The 15,575-nt window shown below is 56.7% G+C and carries 13 protein-coding genes; 4 read left to right on the forward strand and 9 right to left on the reverse strand.

Features of this window, described 5'->3' with window-relative positions; translation table 11 throughout:
* Nucleotides 1–58: 58 nt before the first annotated feature.
* The 9 genes from H8B20_RS12400 to rpmH all read right to left on the reverse strand — a co-directional run bounded on the left by H8B20_RS12400 (nt 59) and on the right by rpmH (nt 8,778).
* Nucleotides 59–931, reverse strand: coding sequence for a ParB/RepB/Spo0J family partition protein (locus H8B20_RS12400; RefSeq protein WP_210623288.1), 873 nt, complete (start codon nt 929–931; stop codon nt 59–61).
* A gap of 9 nt (nt 932–940) precedes the next feature.
* The gene (locus H8B20_RS12405; RefSeq protein WP_007911909.1) at nt 941–1,738 is read right to left on the reverse strand and encodes a ParA family protein; all 798 of its coding nucleotides are present in this window, start codon (nt 1,736–1,738) and stop codon (nt 941–943) included.
* 18 nt (nt 1,739–1,756) lie between these two features.
* Entirely contained in the window at nt 1,757–2,401 is a 645-nt protein-coding gene (rsmG, locus tag H8B20_RS12410; protein WP_210623289.1) for a 16S rRNA (guanine(527)-N(7))-methyltransferase RsmG, read from the reverse strand.
* Nucleotides 2,398–4,296 carry a tRNA uridine-5-carboxymethylaminomethyl(34) synthesis enzyme MnmG gene (mnmG, locus tag H8B20_RS12415; RefSeq protein WP_042556897.1) on the reverse strand — a complete coding sequence of 633 codons (1,899 nt, stop codon included), beginning with the start codon at nt 4,294–4,296 and terminating at the stop codon, nt 2,398–2,400. Before mnmG ends, rsmG begins: the two co-directional genes overlap by 4 nt.
* Before the next feature lie 554 nt (nt 4,297–4,850).
* On the reverse strand, nt 4,851–6,221 hold the full coding sequence (gene mnmE / locus H8B20_RS12420; RefSeq protein WP_210623290.1) for a tRNA uridine-5-carboxymethylaminomethyl(34) synthesis GTPase MnmE: 1,371 nt from the start codon (nt 6,219–6,221) through the stop codon (nt 4,851–4,853).
* Nucleotides 6,222–6,302: 81 nt separating this feature from the next.
* Nucleotides 6,303–7,985 (reverse strand): membrane protein insertase YidC, encoded by a 1,683-nt coding sequence (yidC, locus tag H8B20_RS12425; protein WP_042556899.1) that lies wholly within the window; start codon nt 7,983–7,985, stop codon nt 6,303–6,305.
* Nucleotides 7,986–7,987: 2 nt separating this feature from the next.
* Nucleotides 7,988–8,233: a membrane protein insertion efficiency factor YidD gene (yidD, locus tag H8B20_RS12430; RefSeq protein WP_010465488.1), complete on the reverse strand. Its 246-nt coding sequence runs from the start codon at nt 8,231–8,233 to the stop codon at nt 7,988–7,990.
* The gene (gene rnpA / locus H8B20_RS12435; RefSeq protein ID WP_042556900.1) at nt 8,226–8,627 is read right to left on the reverse strand and encodes a ribonuclease P protein component; all 402 of its coding nucleotides are present in this window, start codon (nt 8,625–8,627) and stop codon (nt 8,226–8,228) included. The genes yidD and rnpA overlap by 8 nt, the downstream gene beginning before the upstream one ends.
* Nucleotides 8,628–8,643: 16 nt before the next feature.
* The gene (gene rpmH / locus H8B20_RS12440) at nt 8,644–8,778 is read right to left on the reverse strand and encodes a 50S ribosomal protein L34 (protein WP_003213577.1); all 135 of its coding nucleotides are present in this window, start codon (nt 8,776–8,778) and stop codon (nt 8,644–8,646) included.
* 566 nt (nt 8,779–9,344) lie between these two features.
* Between rpmH and dnaA the strand changes: the two genes are divergently transcribed.
* The 4 genes from dnaA to gyrB are packed head-to-tail and all read left to right on the forward strand — an operon-like array spanning nt 9,345 to nt 15,552.
* Nucleotides 9,345–10,868, forward strand: a complete 1,524-nt coding sequence (dnaA, locus tag H8B20_RS12445) for a chromosomal replication initiator protein DnaA (RefSeq protein ID WP_042556901.1) — start codon at nt 9,345–9,347, stop codon at nt 10,866–10,868.
* 39 nt (nt 10,869–10,907) lie between these two features.
* On the forward strand, nt 10,908–12,011 hold the full coding sequence (gene dnaN, locus H8B20_RS12450) for a DNA polymerase III subunit beta (protein ID WP_042556902.1): 1,104 nt from the start codon (nt 10,908–10,910) through the stop codon (nt 12,009–12,011).
* Nucleotides 12,012–12,025: 14 nt separating this feature from the next.
* A complete protein-coding gene (gene recF / locus H8B20_RS12455) occupies nt 12,026–13,129 on the forward strand; it encodes a DNA replication/repair protein RecF (protein ID WP_047303476.1) in 1,104 nt (367 codons plus the stop codon).
* A 5-nt stretch (nt 13,130–13,134) separates the two neighbouring features.
* On the forward strand, nt 13,135–15,552 hold the full coding sequence (gyrB, locus tag H8B20_RS12460; RefSeq protein ID WP_042561927.1) for a DNA topoisomerase (ATP-hydrolyzing) subunit B: 2,418 nt from the start codon (nt 13,135–13,137) through the stop codon (nt 15,550–15,552).
* Nucleotides 15,553–15,575: the final 23 nt, after the last annotated feature.

Below are 15,575 nucleotides of genomic sequence, written 5' to 3' on the forward strand. Positions count from 1 at the left end.
TGCCCCTATTCAACTGTCAGGTAGTGATTTCCGACTGCCCGCTACATGAGGAAATGTTTCAGCGGATGTGAGCGAGCACACCTTGAAGCTCATCGAGCGAGTTGTAGCCGATCACCAACTGGCCCTTTCCCTTCTTCCCGTGGCGAATCTGCACCGCAGAGCCTAGGCGCTCGGCCAGACGCTGCTCGAGACGAGCGATATCGGGGTCGGGTTTGGTCGCTTCCACAGGCTCCGGTTTGCCACTCAACCAATGGCGAACCAGTGCTTCAGTCTGGCGCACGGTGAGGCCTCGTGCGACAACATGTCGCGCCCCTTCTACCTGTTGATTGTCCGGCAGACCGAGCAAAGCACGGGCATGACCCATTTCCAGGTCGCCGTGAGACAGCATGGTCTTGATGACTTCCGGCAACGCAATAAGCCGTAACAGGTTAGCCACAGTCACGCGTGACTTACCCACAGCCTCGGCAACTTGTTGCTGAGTCAGCTGGAATTCCTGCTGCAAGCGCTGCAGCGCGACCGCTTCCTCAATCGGGTTGAGGTCTTCGCGCTGGATGTTCTCGATCAGGGCGATAGCGATCGCGGTCTCATCCGGCACATCGCGGACCATCGCCGGGATGGTTTCCTGACCGGCCTGCTGGCTGGCGCGCCAGCGACGCTCACCCGCGATAATTTCAAAGCGCCCATCACCAATCGGTCGAACCACGATCGGTTGCATCACGCCTTGCGCCTTGATCGACTGCGCCAGTTCTTCCAGCGCCTGCGGGTCCATGTCCCGACGAGGCTGGTATTTGCCCCGCTGGAGCAAGTCCAGCGGCAGGTGTTGCAGCTCACGCGTGTCAGCTTGTGCGGCTTGTTCTTCCAGCGAGCTGACAGTCGGACCACTCAGCAGTGCATCCAGTCCACGTCCGAGACCTCGTTTCTTGACGGCCATGGGGATTCCTTAAGTTGCCTGAGCGGCAGCAATGCGTGAATTTTTGCGCTGACGACGAACCATCTCGCCTGCCAGGGCCAGGTAGGCCAGTGCGCCGCGCGATTGCTTGTCGTACGCCAGAGCCGGCATGCCGTAGCTCGGAGCTTCGGCGAGACGGATATTGCGCGGAATGACCGTGTCGTACAGTTGCTCGCCAAAGTGTTCCTTGAGCTGCGCCGAGACATCGTTCATCAGGCTCAGGCGCGGGTCGTACATGGTGCGCAACAAACCTTCGACTTTCAGGTTCGGATTCAGCAGTTCGGCGATACGCTTGATGTTATCCACAAGGTCGCTCAAACCTTCGAGCGCAAAGTACTCGCACTGCATGGGGATAATCACCCCGTCAGCGGCTACCAGTGCGTTGAGAGTGAGCATCGACAGCGACGGTGGGCAGTCGATCAAAATGTAATCGTAATTTTCCCGGATCGGCGCCAACGCGCTGCGCAGGCGGCTCTCCTTCATCTGCATTTCCAGCAGAACCACTTCAGCGGCTGTCAGGTCGCGGTTGGCCGGCAGCAGTTGATAACCGCCGTGCTCGGAATAGTGCATGGCCTGAGCCAGATCGCATTCACCGATCAGCAAGTCATAGACCGAGTTTTCCAGACCGTGTTTATCCACACCGCTACCCATGGTGGCGTTGCCCTGTGGATCGAGATCGATCAACAGCACCCGGCGCTTGGTCGCGACCAGGGATGCTGCGAGGTTGATGCAGGTGGTGGTCTTGCCCACACCACCCTTTTGGTTCGCTATCGCGAATACCTTAGCCATTCTTGCTTGTGTTCCCAATCATGCCGTGCGGCGCAGTATCAGCAGATGGCGTTGGCCTTGGCAACCGGGTACGGCCAAGGCGTGTTCGCTATCGAGTTTGAAGTCTGCCGGCAATGCTACCAGCTCATCGGCCGGATGAACGCCCTTCATTGCCAGCCAGCGTGTATCGGCGTCGCCGAGATGGCGAGTCCAGTTGCTGAAGTTTTCCATGCTGCTGAACGCCCGGGAAATGATCCCGTTGAAAGGCTGAGCAGGTTGAAAGACTTCGACACGACTGTGGATAACTTGCAGGTTATCCAGTTTGAGTTCGAGTTTGACCTGAGTCAGGAAGCGGGTTTTCTTGCCGTTGCTGTCCAGACACGTCACTTGCGAGTCCGGATACAAAATCGCCAGCGGGATCCCCGGCATACCGCCACCACTGCCGACGTCGAGCCAGCGGCCGTTTTCGATGAACGACATCACGCTCAGACTATCGAGCAAGTGACGCGAAACCATTTCGTCCGGATCGCGCACAGCCGTGAGGTTGTAGGCCTGGTTCCATTTGATCAACAAGGCCAGATAACCCAACAGCAATTCGTGCTGGGTTTCAGTGAGATTGATCCCGAGCTCGCGGGCTCCTGTGGATAACTCTTCGGCGTGTTGCGAAGTGACCTTAGAACTCAAGCGCTTTGCTCCAACTGACGGCCCGCGCCGCGTTTTTTCAAATGAATCATCAACAGCGAAATCGCTGCCGGGGTCACGCCCGGGATCCGTGAAGCCTGACCCAGCGTCTCTGGACGAGTCGCGCCGAGCTTGCTCTGGATCTCCTTGGAGAGACCGGAAATGTTGGTGTAATCGATATCCACAGGCAACTTCGTGTCTTCACTGGCGCGCAGACGGGCGATTTCGTCCTGTTGACGATCAATGTAACCGGCGTATTTGGTCTTGATCTCGACCTGTTCGGCGACCTGTGGATCTTCGGCGCCGTGCCCGGTCACTTCGACCAGACCAGCGTAGTCGATTTCCGGACGACTCAAGAGGTTGAGCAAGTTGTATTCGTGGGTCAGCGGAGTACCGAATTTTTCCGCAATGGCATCGCCCTGTTGCGTGCCCGGGCGTACCCAAGTGCTTTTCAGGCGCTGCTCTTCGAGTTCGATGCTTTCGCGTTTCTTGCAGAAAGCCGCCCAACGCGCGTCATCGACCAGACCCAGCTCGCGACCTTTTTCAGTCAGGCGCAGGTCGGCGTTGTCCTCGCGCAGGATCAGACGGTACTCGGCACGGGAAGTGAACATGCGGTACGGCTCTTGGGTACCCAGTGTGATCAGGTCATCGACCAGAACCCCGATGTACGCCTCATCGCGGCGCGGGCACCAGGCTTCTTTGCCCTTCGCACGCAGTGCCGCGTTGGCCCCGGCCAGCAAACCCTGGGCGCCGGCTTCTTCGTAACCGGTGGTGCCGTTGATCTGCCCGGCGAAGAACAGACCGCCGATGACTTTGGTTTCCAGGCTGTACTTCAGGTCACGCGGATCGAAGTAGTCGTACTCGATCGCATAACCGGGACGCACGATGTGCGCGTTTTCCATGCCGCGAATCGATTGCACGATTTGCAATTGCACGTCGAACGGCAAGCTTGTGGATATCCCGTTCGGATAAAGCTCATGGGTGGTCAAACCTTCCGGTTCGATGAACACCTGATGGCTTTCCTTGTCGGCAAAGCGGTGAATCTTGTCTTCAATCGACGGGCAGTAACGCGGGCCGATGCCTTCGATCTCGCCGGCAGCGGAATACATTGGCGAACGGTCGAGGTTGGCGGCAATGATTTCGTGAGTACGAGCGTTGGTGTGGGTAATCCAGCAACTGACTTGCCGCGGATGCTGTTCCTTGTTGCCCATGAACGACATCACCGGGATCGGCGTATCGCCCGGTTGTTCGGCCATCACCGAGAAATCCACAGATCGGCCATCGATACGCGGCGGCGTGCCGGTTTTCAATCGACCCACACGCAGCGGCATTTCACGCAGACGATGTGCCAGAGCAATCGATGGCGGATCACCGGCACGACCGCCGGAGAAATTCTGCAAACCGATGTGGATAAGTCCACCGAGGAACGTACCGGTGGTCAATACCACGGAATCGGCGAAGAAACGCAGACCCATTTGTGTGACAACACCGCGTACCTGTTCCTGTTCAACGATCAGGTCATCGGCAGCTTGTTGAAATATCCACAGGTTGGGCTGGTTTTCCAGAATTTCGCGGACAGCGGCTTTATACAAAACCCGGTCGGCTTGCGCACGAGTTGCCCGTACCGCTGGGCCTTTGCGGCTGTTCAACACGCGAAACTGGATGCCGCCCTTATCGGTAGCCATGGCCATCGCGCCGCCAAGGGCGTCGATTTCCTTGACCAGATGGCTTTTGCCAATGCCACCGATGGCGGGGTTACAGCTCATGGCGCCGAGGGTTTCCACGTTATGCGTCAGCAACAGGGTTTTTGCCCCCATACGTGCTGACGCCAGTGCTGCCTCGGTACCGGCATGACCGCCGCCGATGACGATCACTTCAAAACGGGAAGGGAAATCCACCACGCACCTCGTGCCTGCTTAAGTAGGTAATTCAGGAATAGTTTGAGATCAGGTTTCTGAACCCGGTCGAGAAGTATAGGGACTTCGCCCTCCCTAAAGAACCCTCTGCACAAAAATTAACCAGCTGTGGAGAACTCGAGCTTAAAAGAATAAAAAAGAAAGAAATTTATAAAACCTTTGTTTTAATGCTTATTCTTACTGAGCATGATTTCTGTGGATAGATCTCTACAGGCCTTATTTTTCAATGTGTACAGAGATTCAAAACCCTGTGGCCATGTGGCCATGAGCGGCTTGGATAACCGGTTTAAGCCTGTGGATGAAAGGGGTGGTTATCCACAGAGCGAGTTATATCCAGTTTTCAGGCCCTGTTATCAACTGATCTCAGTGGCAGTTATTCACAGGGCTTAAACCACAGAAAATTGATCAATGAACCACTCGCGCGCAGGCGAAAGTCGCCCTGGGCGCATAAATCTGCCCGGCACTTCTGGAATCAATTCAATGATGAGGGAAACAGACGGGCCGCGAACGGGCCCGCCTGTGAACAGCAGGAGGGATTATTTACCGATGCAGAAGCTGGAAAAGATTCGTCCGAGCAGATCATCGGAGCTGAATGCACCGGTAATTTCACCCAGCGAGTGCTGGGCCTGGCGCAAATCTTCAGCCAGCAACTCACCAGCCCCCGCCAGTGTCAGTTGGGCTCTACCGTGTTCCAGCGCCGCGCTGGCGTGGCGCAAGGCCTCCAGATGCCGGCGACGGGCGCTGAAGCTGCTTTCCGAGGTTTGCTCGTAGCCCATGCAGGCCTTGAGATGTTCGCGCAGCAACTCCAGGCCTTCACCTGCAGATTTGGCACTCAGACTGATGGTCACATGGCCGTCGTCGCTTGTTTCCAGAGCAATTGGTTCGCCCGTCAGATCTGCTTTATTACGGATCAGAGTGACTTTCGCCGGGTCCGGGCGGATCTCGAGAAATTCCGGCCACAAGGCGAACGGGTCCAACGCCTCAGGCGCCGACGCGTCTACGACCAACAGCACCCGATCCGCTTCAGAAATGGCTTTCAATGCGCGCTCGACACCGATTTTTTCCACCTGATCGTCGGTATCGCGCAGACCTGCGGTATCCACAACGTGCAGAGGCATACCGTCGATGTGGATATGTTCACGCAGGATATCCCGAGTGGTACCGGCAATCTCGGTCACGATCGCTGCCTCACGGCCGGCCAAGGCATTCAGCAGACTGGACTTGCCGGCATTTGGACGGCCGGCAATCACCACGGTCATACCATCGCGAAGCAAGGCACCCTGGCCGGCCTCGCGCAGTACTGTGGATAATTCGTCGCGCACTTTGTCGAGCATGCTCAATACGTGGCCATCGGCGAGGAAGTCGATTTCTTCTTCCGGGAAGTCGATGGCGGCCTCGACGTAGATACGCAGGCCTATCAGCTGTTCGGTGAGGTTATGCACACGCTGGGAGAATGCGCCTTGCAACGAGCGCAGGGCATTGCGCGCCGCCTGTGCAGAACTGGCCTCGATCAGGTCGGCAATCGCCTCGGCCTGGGCCAGGTCGAGTTTGTCGTTGAGAAACGCGCGTTCGCTGAATTCACCTGGGCGAGCCAAACGGCAACCCATTTCCAGGCAACGCTTGAGCAACATGTCCAGAACGATCGGGCCGCCGTGGCCCTGCAATTCCAGCACATCTTCGCCAGTGAATGAGTTCGGCCCCGGGAAATAAAGCGCCAGACCTTCGTCGAGCACCTGTTGGTCGTCACTGTAAAACGGGCCGTAATGGGCGTACCGCGGTTTCAGTTCGCGGCCGGCGATAGCTTTGGCCGCAACACTGGCCAGTGGACCGGAAATTCGAACAATGCCCACACCACCGCGACCTTGAGCGGTGGCGACAGCTGCGATGGTTTCACGAGGTGCGCTCATAAACCGTAATCCAGACAAAAGTGGCAGATAGCAAAACGCCCCACTAGGGGGCGTTTTGAGTGGTGTTATCCACAGAGCAAGTTACGCCTCGGCTTTTTTCGCCGCCGCTTCGATCTTACGCGTGATGTACCACTGTTGTGCAATCGACAGACAGTTGTTCACTACCCAGTACAGCACCAGACCAGCCGGGAACCACAGGAAGAAGAAGGTGAAGATGATTGGCATCATTTTCATGACCTTCGCCTGCATCGGATCCGGAGGAGTCGGGTTCAACTGCTGCTGGATGAACATGGTTGCGCCCATGATGATCGGCAGAATGAAGAACGGATCCTTGATCGACAGGTCAGTGATCCACAGCATGAATGGCGCTTGGCGCATTTCCACGCTTTCGAGCAGAACCCAGTACAGCGAAAGGAAAACCGGCATCTGCACGAGGATTGGCAAGCAGCCACCCAGCGGATTGATCTTCTCTTTCTTGTACAGCTCCATCATGGCTTGCGACATTTTCTGCCGGTCATCGCCATGCTGCTCTTTCAATGCGGCCAGTTTCGGTGCTACGGCACGCATGCGCGCCATCGATTTATAGCTGGCTGCCGACAGAGGGAAGAAAATACCCTTGATCAGCATGGTCAGGAAGATGATCGACCAGCCCCAGTTACCCACGATCGCGTGGATGTGTTGCAGCAGCCAGAAAATCGGCTGGGCAATGAACCACAGGATGCCGTAGTCGACAGTCAGTTCCAGACCTGGGGACAACTCTTTCAGCACGGCTTGGCTTTTTGGACCGGCGTATAGCACAGCACTGGTTTCAACTTTGGCACCTGGTGCAGCGGTCATTGTTGGACCGGTGTAACCGATGATGTAGTTGCCTTTGCTGTCTTTACGGGTCTGGACGATGTTGTTTTCGCCCTTGGCCGGAATCCATGCGGTCACGAAGTAGTGTTGCAGCCAGGCTACCCAGCCACCGGTGACGGTTTCCTTGAGTTGCGCCTTGTCCATGTCCTTCATGGACACTTTCTTGTACGGCTCCGAACTTGTCCACAGGGCAGCGCCCAGGTAAGTCGCGGTGCCGGTAGCAGTTGTGGACGAAGGATCGCCGCTGTCGTCGCGCTTCAACTGGGCAAACATTGCGCCATTCCAGGGCTGAGCGCTCTGGTTATCCACAATGTAGGAAACGGTTACGTCATACAGGCCGCGTTTCACAGTGAAACGCTTGATGTAATTGACGCCGTCCTTGCTGAACTTCAAATCAACGACCAGTTGGTCCTGACCGTCAGCCAGTTGATAAGTCTTCTTCTCGGCGGAGTAAAGAGGGCGACCAGCCGGATTTGCGTCCGGGCCATTGGTACCGATCAGACCGCTTTGCGCCAGATAAATACGTTCGCCGCCGTTGTCGAACAGCTGGAACGGAACATCTGGACGATCCTGACGACGTGGATACAGAGGCAAGGTCAGTTGAGCAACGTCGCCACCTTGTGGATCGATCGCAAGATCGAGCACGTCGGTTTTAATCTGGATCAGATCCTTGCTGGCAGCCACCGGAATTTCAGCAGGTGCGCTGGTATCGCTAGCGGAGCGCGGAATATCGTCACTGGCGGCAGCATTATTGCCAGTGGCGGTGTCCGGCAAACCGGATGTAGTCGTACTGGCAGCAACATTCTGAGTCGGCAGGGCAGCCTGGCCATAGTCCTGGTTCCATTTAAGAACCATAACGTAGGACACGATTGCCAGGGCGACGATCAGGATCGTGCGTTTGATATCCATGATTACTCGGCCATCGAAGAAGAACGGGAGGTAGGGATAGGTGGAACCGGGTCATAACCACCGGGATTCCACGGATGACAGCGACCTAAACGACGAAAGGTCAGCCAGCCACCGCGCAGAAGGCCATGATTTTCAATGGCTTCATACGCGTAGCAGGAACAACTGGGGTAGAAACGACAGTGGCTGGCCATCAAAGGACTAATGGCATAGCGATAAAACTGGATCGGAACGAGGGCCAGTTTACGCATCTGGACTGTCTACCCCTACAGTTTCGGTTTTGACTGCTGGAACTGGATTGTTACGGGCCAGACGCTTCCAGAGTTTGCCGAAATGCTGAATCAATTCGGGGTTTTCTACATCACCCAAACCTTTGCGCGCGACGATAACAATGTCCCAGCCGACCAGTGAATCCTGGTGCAGACGGAACGATTCGCGCATCAGACGTTTGAGGCGATTGCGCTCAACGGAGAGCTTTACGCTCTTTTTCCCGATAACCAGCCCGAGACGGGGGTGATCAAGATCGTTGTTGCGCGCAAGGAGCAGGAGATTTTTCCCCGGAACCTTGCCGGTAGGGGAGTCAAAGACTGCCTTGAAATGCCGGGGGGTAAGCAGACGCTTTTCCCGACTGAAGTCCTGACTCACCTCCAGTACCGGATTATCAAACTGCCAGACGCGCACGACCTTTGGCGCGGCGACGCGACAGGACTGCGCGACCGTTCTTGGTAGCCATGCGAGCACGGAAACCGTGGGTACGAGCGCGTTTGATGGTGCTTGGTTGGAAAGTACGTTTCATGTCGTGTTACCTGGTTCGTCCACAACGGGCCGGAATGGCCCCCGTTTTAAGAGACCGGGGATTCTAGAGAAAGCAAGGCTTCAGGTCAATTTCCAACCAACGTTTCCTTATAAATAGATCTCAGGACCTTCTTTGGCTGAAAGCCTGTTCGCCATACATAAAAATAAAGAAGGGAATTATTTAAAGCTTTTCTGTAAAGCTTATAAAAGCTAGGGCGACGATCTTCTGTGGATAACTGCCTTGAGGCCATGTTTAACCTGATGTACAGAGAATGACAACTACAGTGGAAAACCGTGGTCAGCCTGTGCTGCAGTGTCGGATAACCTGTGTGTGGAATGGGCTGTTATCCACAGGCAGGTTATCCACCGAGTTTAGCCCCCACTTGTCCAATGCCCTTAGAGGCGGTTATCCACAGAGCTTATTCACACACCGTTGGTCGCCTTTTTTCCGTTTAACGCATTGATAAATCATGGACGGGGGGCAACCTGCATGTGGATAAGTGGACGGCTCGCCGCTACAATGGCCGCTTGTTTTTGCCTCACCGGCTTTCAACTTAGGGGATATCCGTGTCAGTGGAACTTTGGCAGCAGTGCGTGGAGCTTTTGCGCGAGGAGCTGCCTGCCCAACAATTCAACACCTGGATCCGTCCACTACAGGTCGAAGCCGAAGGCGACGAGTTGCGCGTCTACGCACCGAACCGTTTTGTACTGGACTGGGTCAACGAAAAGTACCTTGGGCGCGTCCTCGAACTGCTGGATGAGCACGGCAACGGTATGGCGCCGGCGCTTTCCTTATTAATAGGCAGCAAACGTAGCTCGGCACCGCGTGCGGCCCCGAATGCCCCGTTAGCCGCCGCGCAAGCGTCTTTGGCCCATGCCAACAACGCCCCGGCAAGCCAGCAGGCGCCGGCCGCAGCGCCAACTCAGGCCAAACGTTCGACGCAGAAAACTGTGGAAGTCAGCGAAGAGCCTTCTCGCGACAGCTTTGACCCGATGGCCGGTGCTGCGTCGCAGCAGGCTCCGGTTCGAGCCGAACAGCGCACTGTGCAGGTCGAAGGTGCGCTCAAGCACACCAGTTACCTGAACCGCACGTTCACCTTCGAAAACTTCGTCGAAGGTAAGTCCAACCAGCTCGCCCGCGCGGCGGCCTGGCAAGTGGCGGACAACCCAAAGCATGGCTACAACCCACTCTTCCTATATGGTGGCGTTGGCCTGGGTAAAACTCACTTGATGCACGCGGTGGGTAACCATCTATTAAAGAAGAACCCGAATGCCAAGGTCGTGTACCTGCATTCCGAGCGTTTCGTGGCCGACATGGTCAAGGCGCTGCAACTGAACGCCATCAACGAGTTCAAGCGCTTCTACCGTTCGGTGGATGCTTTGCTGATCGACGATATTCAGTTCTTCGCCCGCAAGGAACGTTCCCAAGAGGAATTTTTCCACACTTTCAATGCCCTGCTTGAAGGTGGCCAGCAGGTCATTCTCACCAGTGACCGCTACCCGAAAGAAATCGAAGGCCTTGAAGAACGCCTGAAATCCCGTTTTGGCTGGGGCCTGACCGTTGCCGTCGAGCCGCCGGAGCTGGAAACCCGCGTAGCAATCCTGATGAAGAAGGCCGACCAGGCCAAAGTCGACTTGCCACACGATGCAGCGTTCTTCATTGCCCAGCGCATTCGCTCCAACGTCCGTGAGCTGGAAGGCGCGCTGAAACGCGTGATTGCCCATTCGCACTTCATGGGTCGCGACATCACCATCGAGCTGATTCGCGAATCCCTGAAAGACCTGTTGGCGTTGCAAGACAAGCTGGTCTCTGTGGATAACATTCAGCGTACCGTCGCCGAGTACTACAAGATCAAGATTTCCGATCTGCTGTCCAAGCGCCGTTCGCGCTCGGTGGCACGTCCGCGTCAGGTCGCCATGGCGCTGTCCAAAGAACTGACCAACCACAGCCTGCCGGAAATCGGTGATGTGTTTGGCGGCCGCGACCACACGACTGTTTTGCACGCCTGCCGCAAGATCAACGAACTTAAGGAATCCGACGCGGACATCCGCGAGGACTACAAGAACCTGCTGCGTACACTGACCACTTGATGAACACCAGCGCAGCTTATTAAGGCAAGGGACTAGACCATGCATTTCACCATTCAACGCGAAGCCCTGTTGAAACCCCTGCAACTGGTCGCAGGCGTCGTTGAGCGCCGACAGACCTTGCCGGTACTCTCTAACGTGCTGCTGGTTGTCGAAGGCCAGCAATTGTCGCTGACCGGTACCGACCTGGAAGTCGAGCTGGTTGGTCGTGTGCAACTCGAAGAGCCGGCTGAAACAGGTTCCATCACCGTGCCTGCGCGCAAACTGATGGATATCTGCAAGAGCCTGCCCAACGATGCGCTGATCGATATCAAGGTCGACGAGCAGAAGCTGGTGGTGAAGGCCGGTCGTAGCCGCTTCACCCTGTCGACCCTGCCCGCCAATGATTTCCCGACTGTGGAAGAAGGCCCGGGCTCGCTGACCTGCAGCCTGGAGCAGAGCAGACTGCGTCGTTTGATCGAACGCACCAGCTTCGCCATGGCCCAACAGGACGTGCGCTACTACCTAAACGGTATGTTGCTGGAAGTCTCGGAAGGCATCATTCGCGCAGTGGCCACCGATGGTCACCGTCTGGCGATGTGCTCGATGAAGGCCGATATCGGTCAGCCGGATCGTCATCAGGTGATCGTGCCGCGTAAAGGCATTCTTGAACTGGCGCGTCTGCTCACCGAGCCGGACGGCATTGTCAGCATCGTCTTGGGTCAGCATCACATTCGCGCCACCACGGGTGAATTCACCTTCACCTCGAAACTGGTCGACGGTAAGTTCCCCGACTATGAGCGCGTTCTGCCGAAGGGCGGTGACAAGCTGGTGCTGGGCGATCGTCAGGCACTGCGTGAAGCGTTCAGCCGTACCGCGATTCTGTCCAACGAGAAATACCGCGGTATCCGTCTGCAACTGGCCAGTGGTCAGTTGAAGATCCAGGCCAACAACCCGGAGCAGGAAGAAGCGGAAGAGGAAGTGGGCGTTGAATACAACGGCGGCTCTCTGGAGATCGGCTTCAACGTGAGCTATTTGCTCGATGTGCTGGGCGTGATGACCACCGAGCAGGTTCGTCTGATTCTGTCCGACTCCAACAGCAGTGCGCTGGTGCAAGAGTCCGATAACGACGATTCGGCTTACGTTGTCATGCCGATGCGCCTGTAAACAGCTGATCCTGGATGTCCTTAAGTCGTGTTTCGGTCACCGCGGTGCGTAATCTGCACCCGGTGACCTTCTCTCCCTCCCCTCGCATCAACATCCTTTACGGCGCCAACGGCAGCGGCAAAACCAGTGTTCTGGAAGCCATTCACCTGCTGGGGCTTGCCCGTTCGTTTCGCAGCACGCGGCTATTACCAGTCATCCAGTACGAGCAACTCGCCTGCACGGTGTTTGGGCAGGTCGAACTGGCCGAGGGTGGCCACAGCGCTTTGGGAATTTCACGCGACCGTCAGGGCGAGTTCCAGATCCGCATCGACGGCCAGAATGCCCGTAGCGCCGCGCAACTCGCGGAAATCCTTCCGCTGCAGCTGATCAACCCGGACAGCTTCCGCTTGTTGGAAGGTGCGCCGAAGATTCGCCGACAGTTTCTCGATTGGGGCGTGTTCCACGTCGAGCCTCGGTTCATGTCCACTTGGCAGCGCTTGCAGAAGGCCCTGCGCCAGAGAAACTCTTGGCTGCGGCATGGTACACTTGACGCCGTTTCACAAGCGGTTTGGGACAGGGAACTGTGCCAGGCCAGCGCTGAAATCGATGAATACCGCCGCGCTTACATCAAAGCCTTGAAACCAGTCTTTGAACAAACCTTGAGCGAACTGGTTGAGCTCGAAGGTTTGACGCTCAGCTATTACCGAGGTTGGGACAAAGACCGGGAATTGAGTGCCGTACTTGCTGGATCCCTGCAACGGGATCAGCAGGTGGGCCATACCCAGGCTGGGCCACAACGAGCTGATTTGCGTCTTAGATTGGGCGCACACAACGCTGCGGACATCTTGTCCCGGGGTCAGCAGAAGCTGGTGGTCTGTGCATTGCGGATTGCCCAAGGGCATCTGGTGAGCCAGGCCCGTCGCGGTCAGTGTATTTATCTGGTGGATGACTTGCCGTCCGAGCTGGACGAGAACCACCGTCGTGCGCTGTGCCGCTTGTTGGAAGACTTACGCTGCCAGGTTTTTATTACCTGTGTAGATCACGAATTATTGAGGGAAGGCTGGCAGACGGAAACGCCAGTCGCTTTGTTCCACGTGGAACAGGGCCGTATCACCCAGACCCACGACCATCGGGAGTGAAGGCATTGAGCGAAGAAAATACGTACGACTCAACGAGCATTAAAGTGCTGAAAGGCCTGGATGCCGTACGCAAACGTCCCGGTATGTACATTGGTGACACCGACGATGGCAGCGGTCTGCACCACATGGTGTTCGAAGTGGTCGACAACTCGATCGACGAAGCCCTCGCCGGCCACTGCGATGACATCAGCATCATCATCCACCCGGATGAGTCCATCACCGTTCGCGACAACGGCCGTGGCATCCCGGTAGACGTGCATAAAGAGGAAGGCGTTTCCGCCGCCGAGGTCATCATGACCGTCCTCCACGCTGGCGGTAAGTTCGACGACAACTCCTACAAGGTATCCGGTGGTCTGCACGGTGTAGGTGTTTCCGTGGTGAACGCACTGTCCGAAGAGCTGATCCTGACCGTGCGCCGTAGCGGCAAGATCTGGGAACAGACTTACGTGCACGGCGTTCCGCAAGAGCCGATGAAAATCGTTGGCGACAGCGAGACTACGGGTACGCAGATTCACTTCCGCCCTTCCGATGAAACCTTCAAGAACATTCACTTCAGCTGGGACATCCTGGCCAAGCGCATTCGTGAGCTGTCCTTCCTCAACTCCGGTGTCGGCATCGTCCTTAAAGACGAGCGCAGCGGCAAGGAAGAGCTGTTCAAATACGAAGGTGGCCTGCGTGCGTTCGTTGAATACCTGAACACCAACAAGACCCCGGTCAACCAGGTGTTCCACTTCAACATCCAGCGTGAAGACGGCATCGGCGTGGAAATCGCCCTGCAGTGGAACGACAGCTTCAACGAGAACCTGTTGTGTTTCACCAACAACATTCCGCAGCGCGACGGTGGCACTCACTTGGTGGGCTTCCGTTCCGCACTGACGCGTAACCTGAACACCTACATCGAAGCTGAAGGCCTGGCGAAGAAGCACAAAGTCGCCACCACGGGTGACGATGCGCGTGAAGGCCTGACTGCGATCATTTCGGTGAAAGTGCCAGATCCGAAGTTCAGCTCCCAGACCAAAGACAAGCTGGTCTCTTCCGAAGTGAAGACCGCCGTCGAGCAGGAAATGGGCAAATACTTCTCCGACTTCCTGCTGGAAAACCCGAACGAAGCCAAGCTCGTTGTCGGCAAGATGATCGACGCCGCACGTGCCCGCGAAGCGGCGCGCAAGGCTCGCGAGATGACCCGCCGCAAAGGCGCGCTGGATATAGCCGGCCTGCCGGGCAAACTGGCCGACTGCCAGGAAAAAGACCCGGCGCTGTCCGAACTGTACCTCGTGGAAGGTGACTCCGCGGGCGGCTCTGCCAAGCAGGGGCGTAACCGCAGGACCCAGGCCATCCTGCCGTTGAAGGGTAAGATCCTCAACGTCGAGAAGGCGCGCTTTGACAAGATGATCTCTTCCCAGGAAGTGGGCACCTTGATCACTGCGCTTGGCTGCGGCATCGGTCGCGACGAGTACAACATCGACAAGTTGCGCTATCACAACATCATCATCATGACCGATGCTGACGTCGACGGTTCGCACATCCGTACTTTGCTGCTGACCTTCTTCTTCCGTCAGTTGCCGGAGTTGATCGAGCGTGGCTACATCTACATCGCTCAGCCGCCGCTGTACAAGGTCAAGAAAGGCAAGCAGGAGCAATACATCAAAGACGACGACGCCATGGAAGAGTACATGACGCAGTCGGCCCTGGAAGATGCGAGCCTGCACCTGAACGAAGAAGCACCAGGCATTTCCGGCCCGGCGCTGGAACGTCTGGTGAATGACTTCCGCATGGTGATGAAGACCCTCAAGCGTCTGTCGCGCCTGTACCCACAGGAGCTGACCGAGCACTTCATCTATCTGCCGGCCGTCAGCCTTGAAAAGCTCGGCGACCACGCTGCGATGCAAGACTGGCTGGCTCAGTACGAAGTCCGTCTGCGTACCGTCGAGAAGTCCGGTCTGGTCTACAAGGCCAGCCTGCGTGAAGATCGTGAACGTGGCGTGTGGCTGCCGGAGGTCGAATTGATCTCCCACGGCCTGTCGAACTACGTGACGTTCAACCGCGACTTCTTCGGCAGTAATGACTACAAAACTGTCGTCACTCTCGGCGCTCAACTGAGTACCCTGCTCGACGAAGGCGCGTACATCCAGCGCGGCGAACGCAAGAAAGCGGTCACCGAGTTCAAGGAAGCCCTGGACTGGTTGATGGCCGAAAGCACCAAGCGCCACACCATCCAGCGATACAAAGGTCTGGGCGAAATGAACCCGGATCAGCTGTGGGAAACCACCATGGACCCAAGCTCGCGTCGCATGCTGAAGGTCACTATCGAAGACGCCATTGGCGCGGACCAGATCTTCAACACCCTGATGGGTGATGCGGTCGAACCTCGCCGTGAGTTCATCGAGAGCAATGCGCTGGCGGTATCCAACCTGGATTTCTGATCCCGGTCAGCACCAAAAAAAGG

The organism is Pseudomonas sp. P42 (assembly GCF_017973755.1).
Classification (GTDB): Bacteria; Pseudomonadota; Gammaproteobacteria; order Pseudomonadales; family Pseudomonadaceae; genus Aquipseudomonas; species Aquipseudomonas iridis.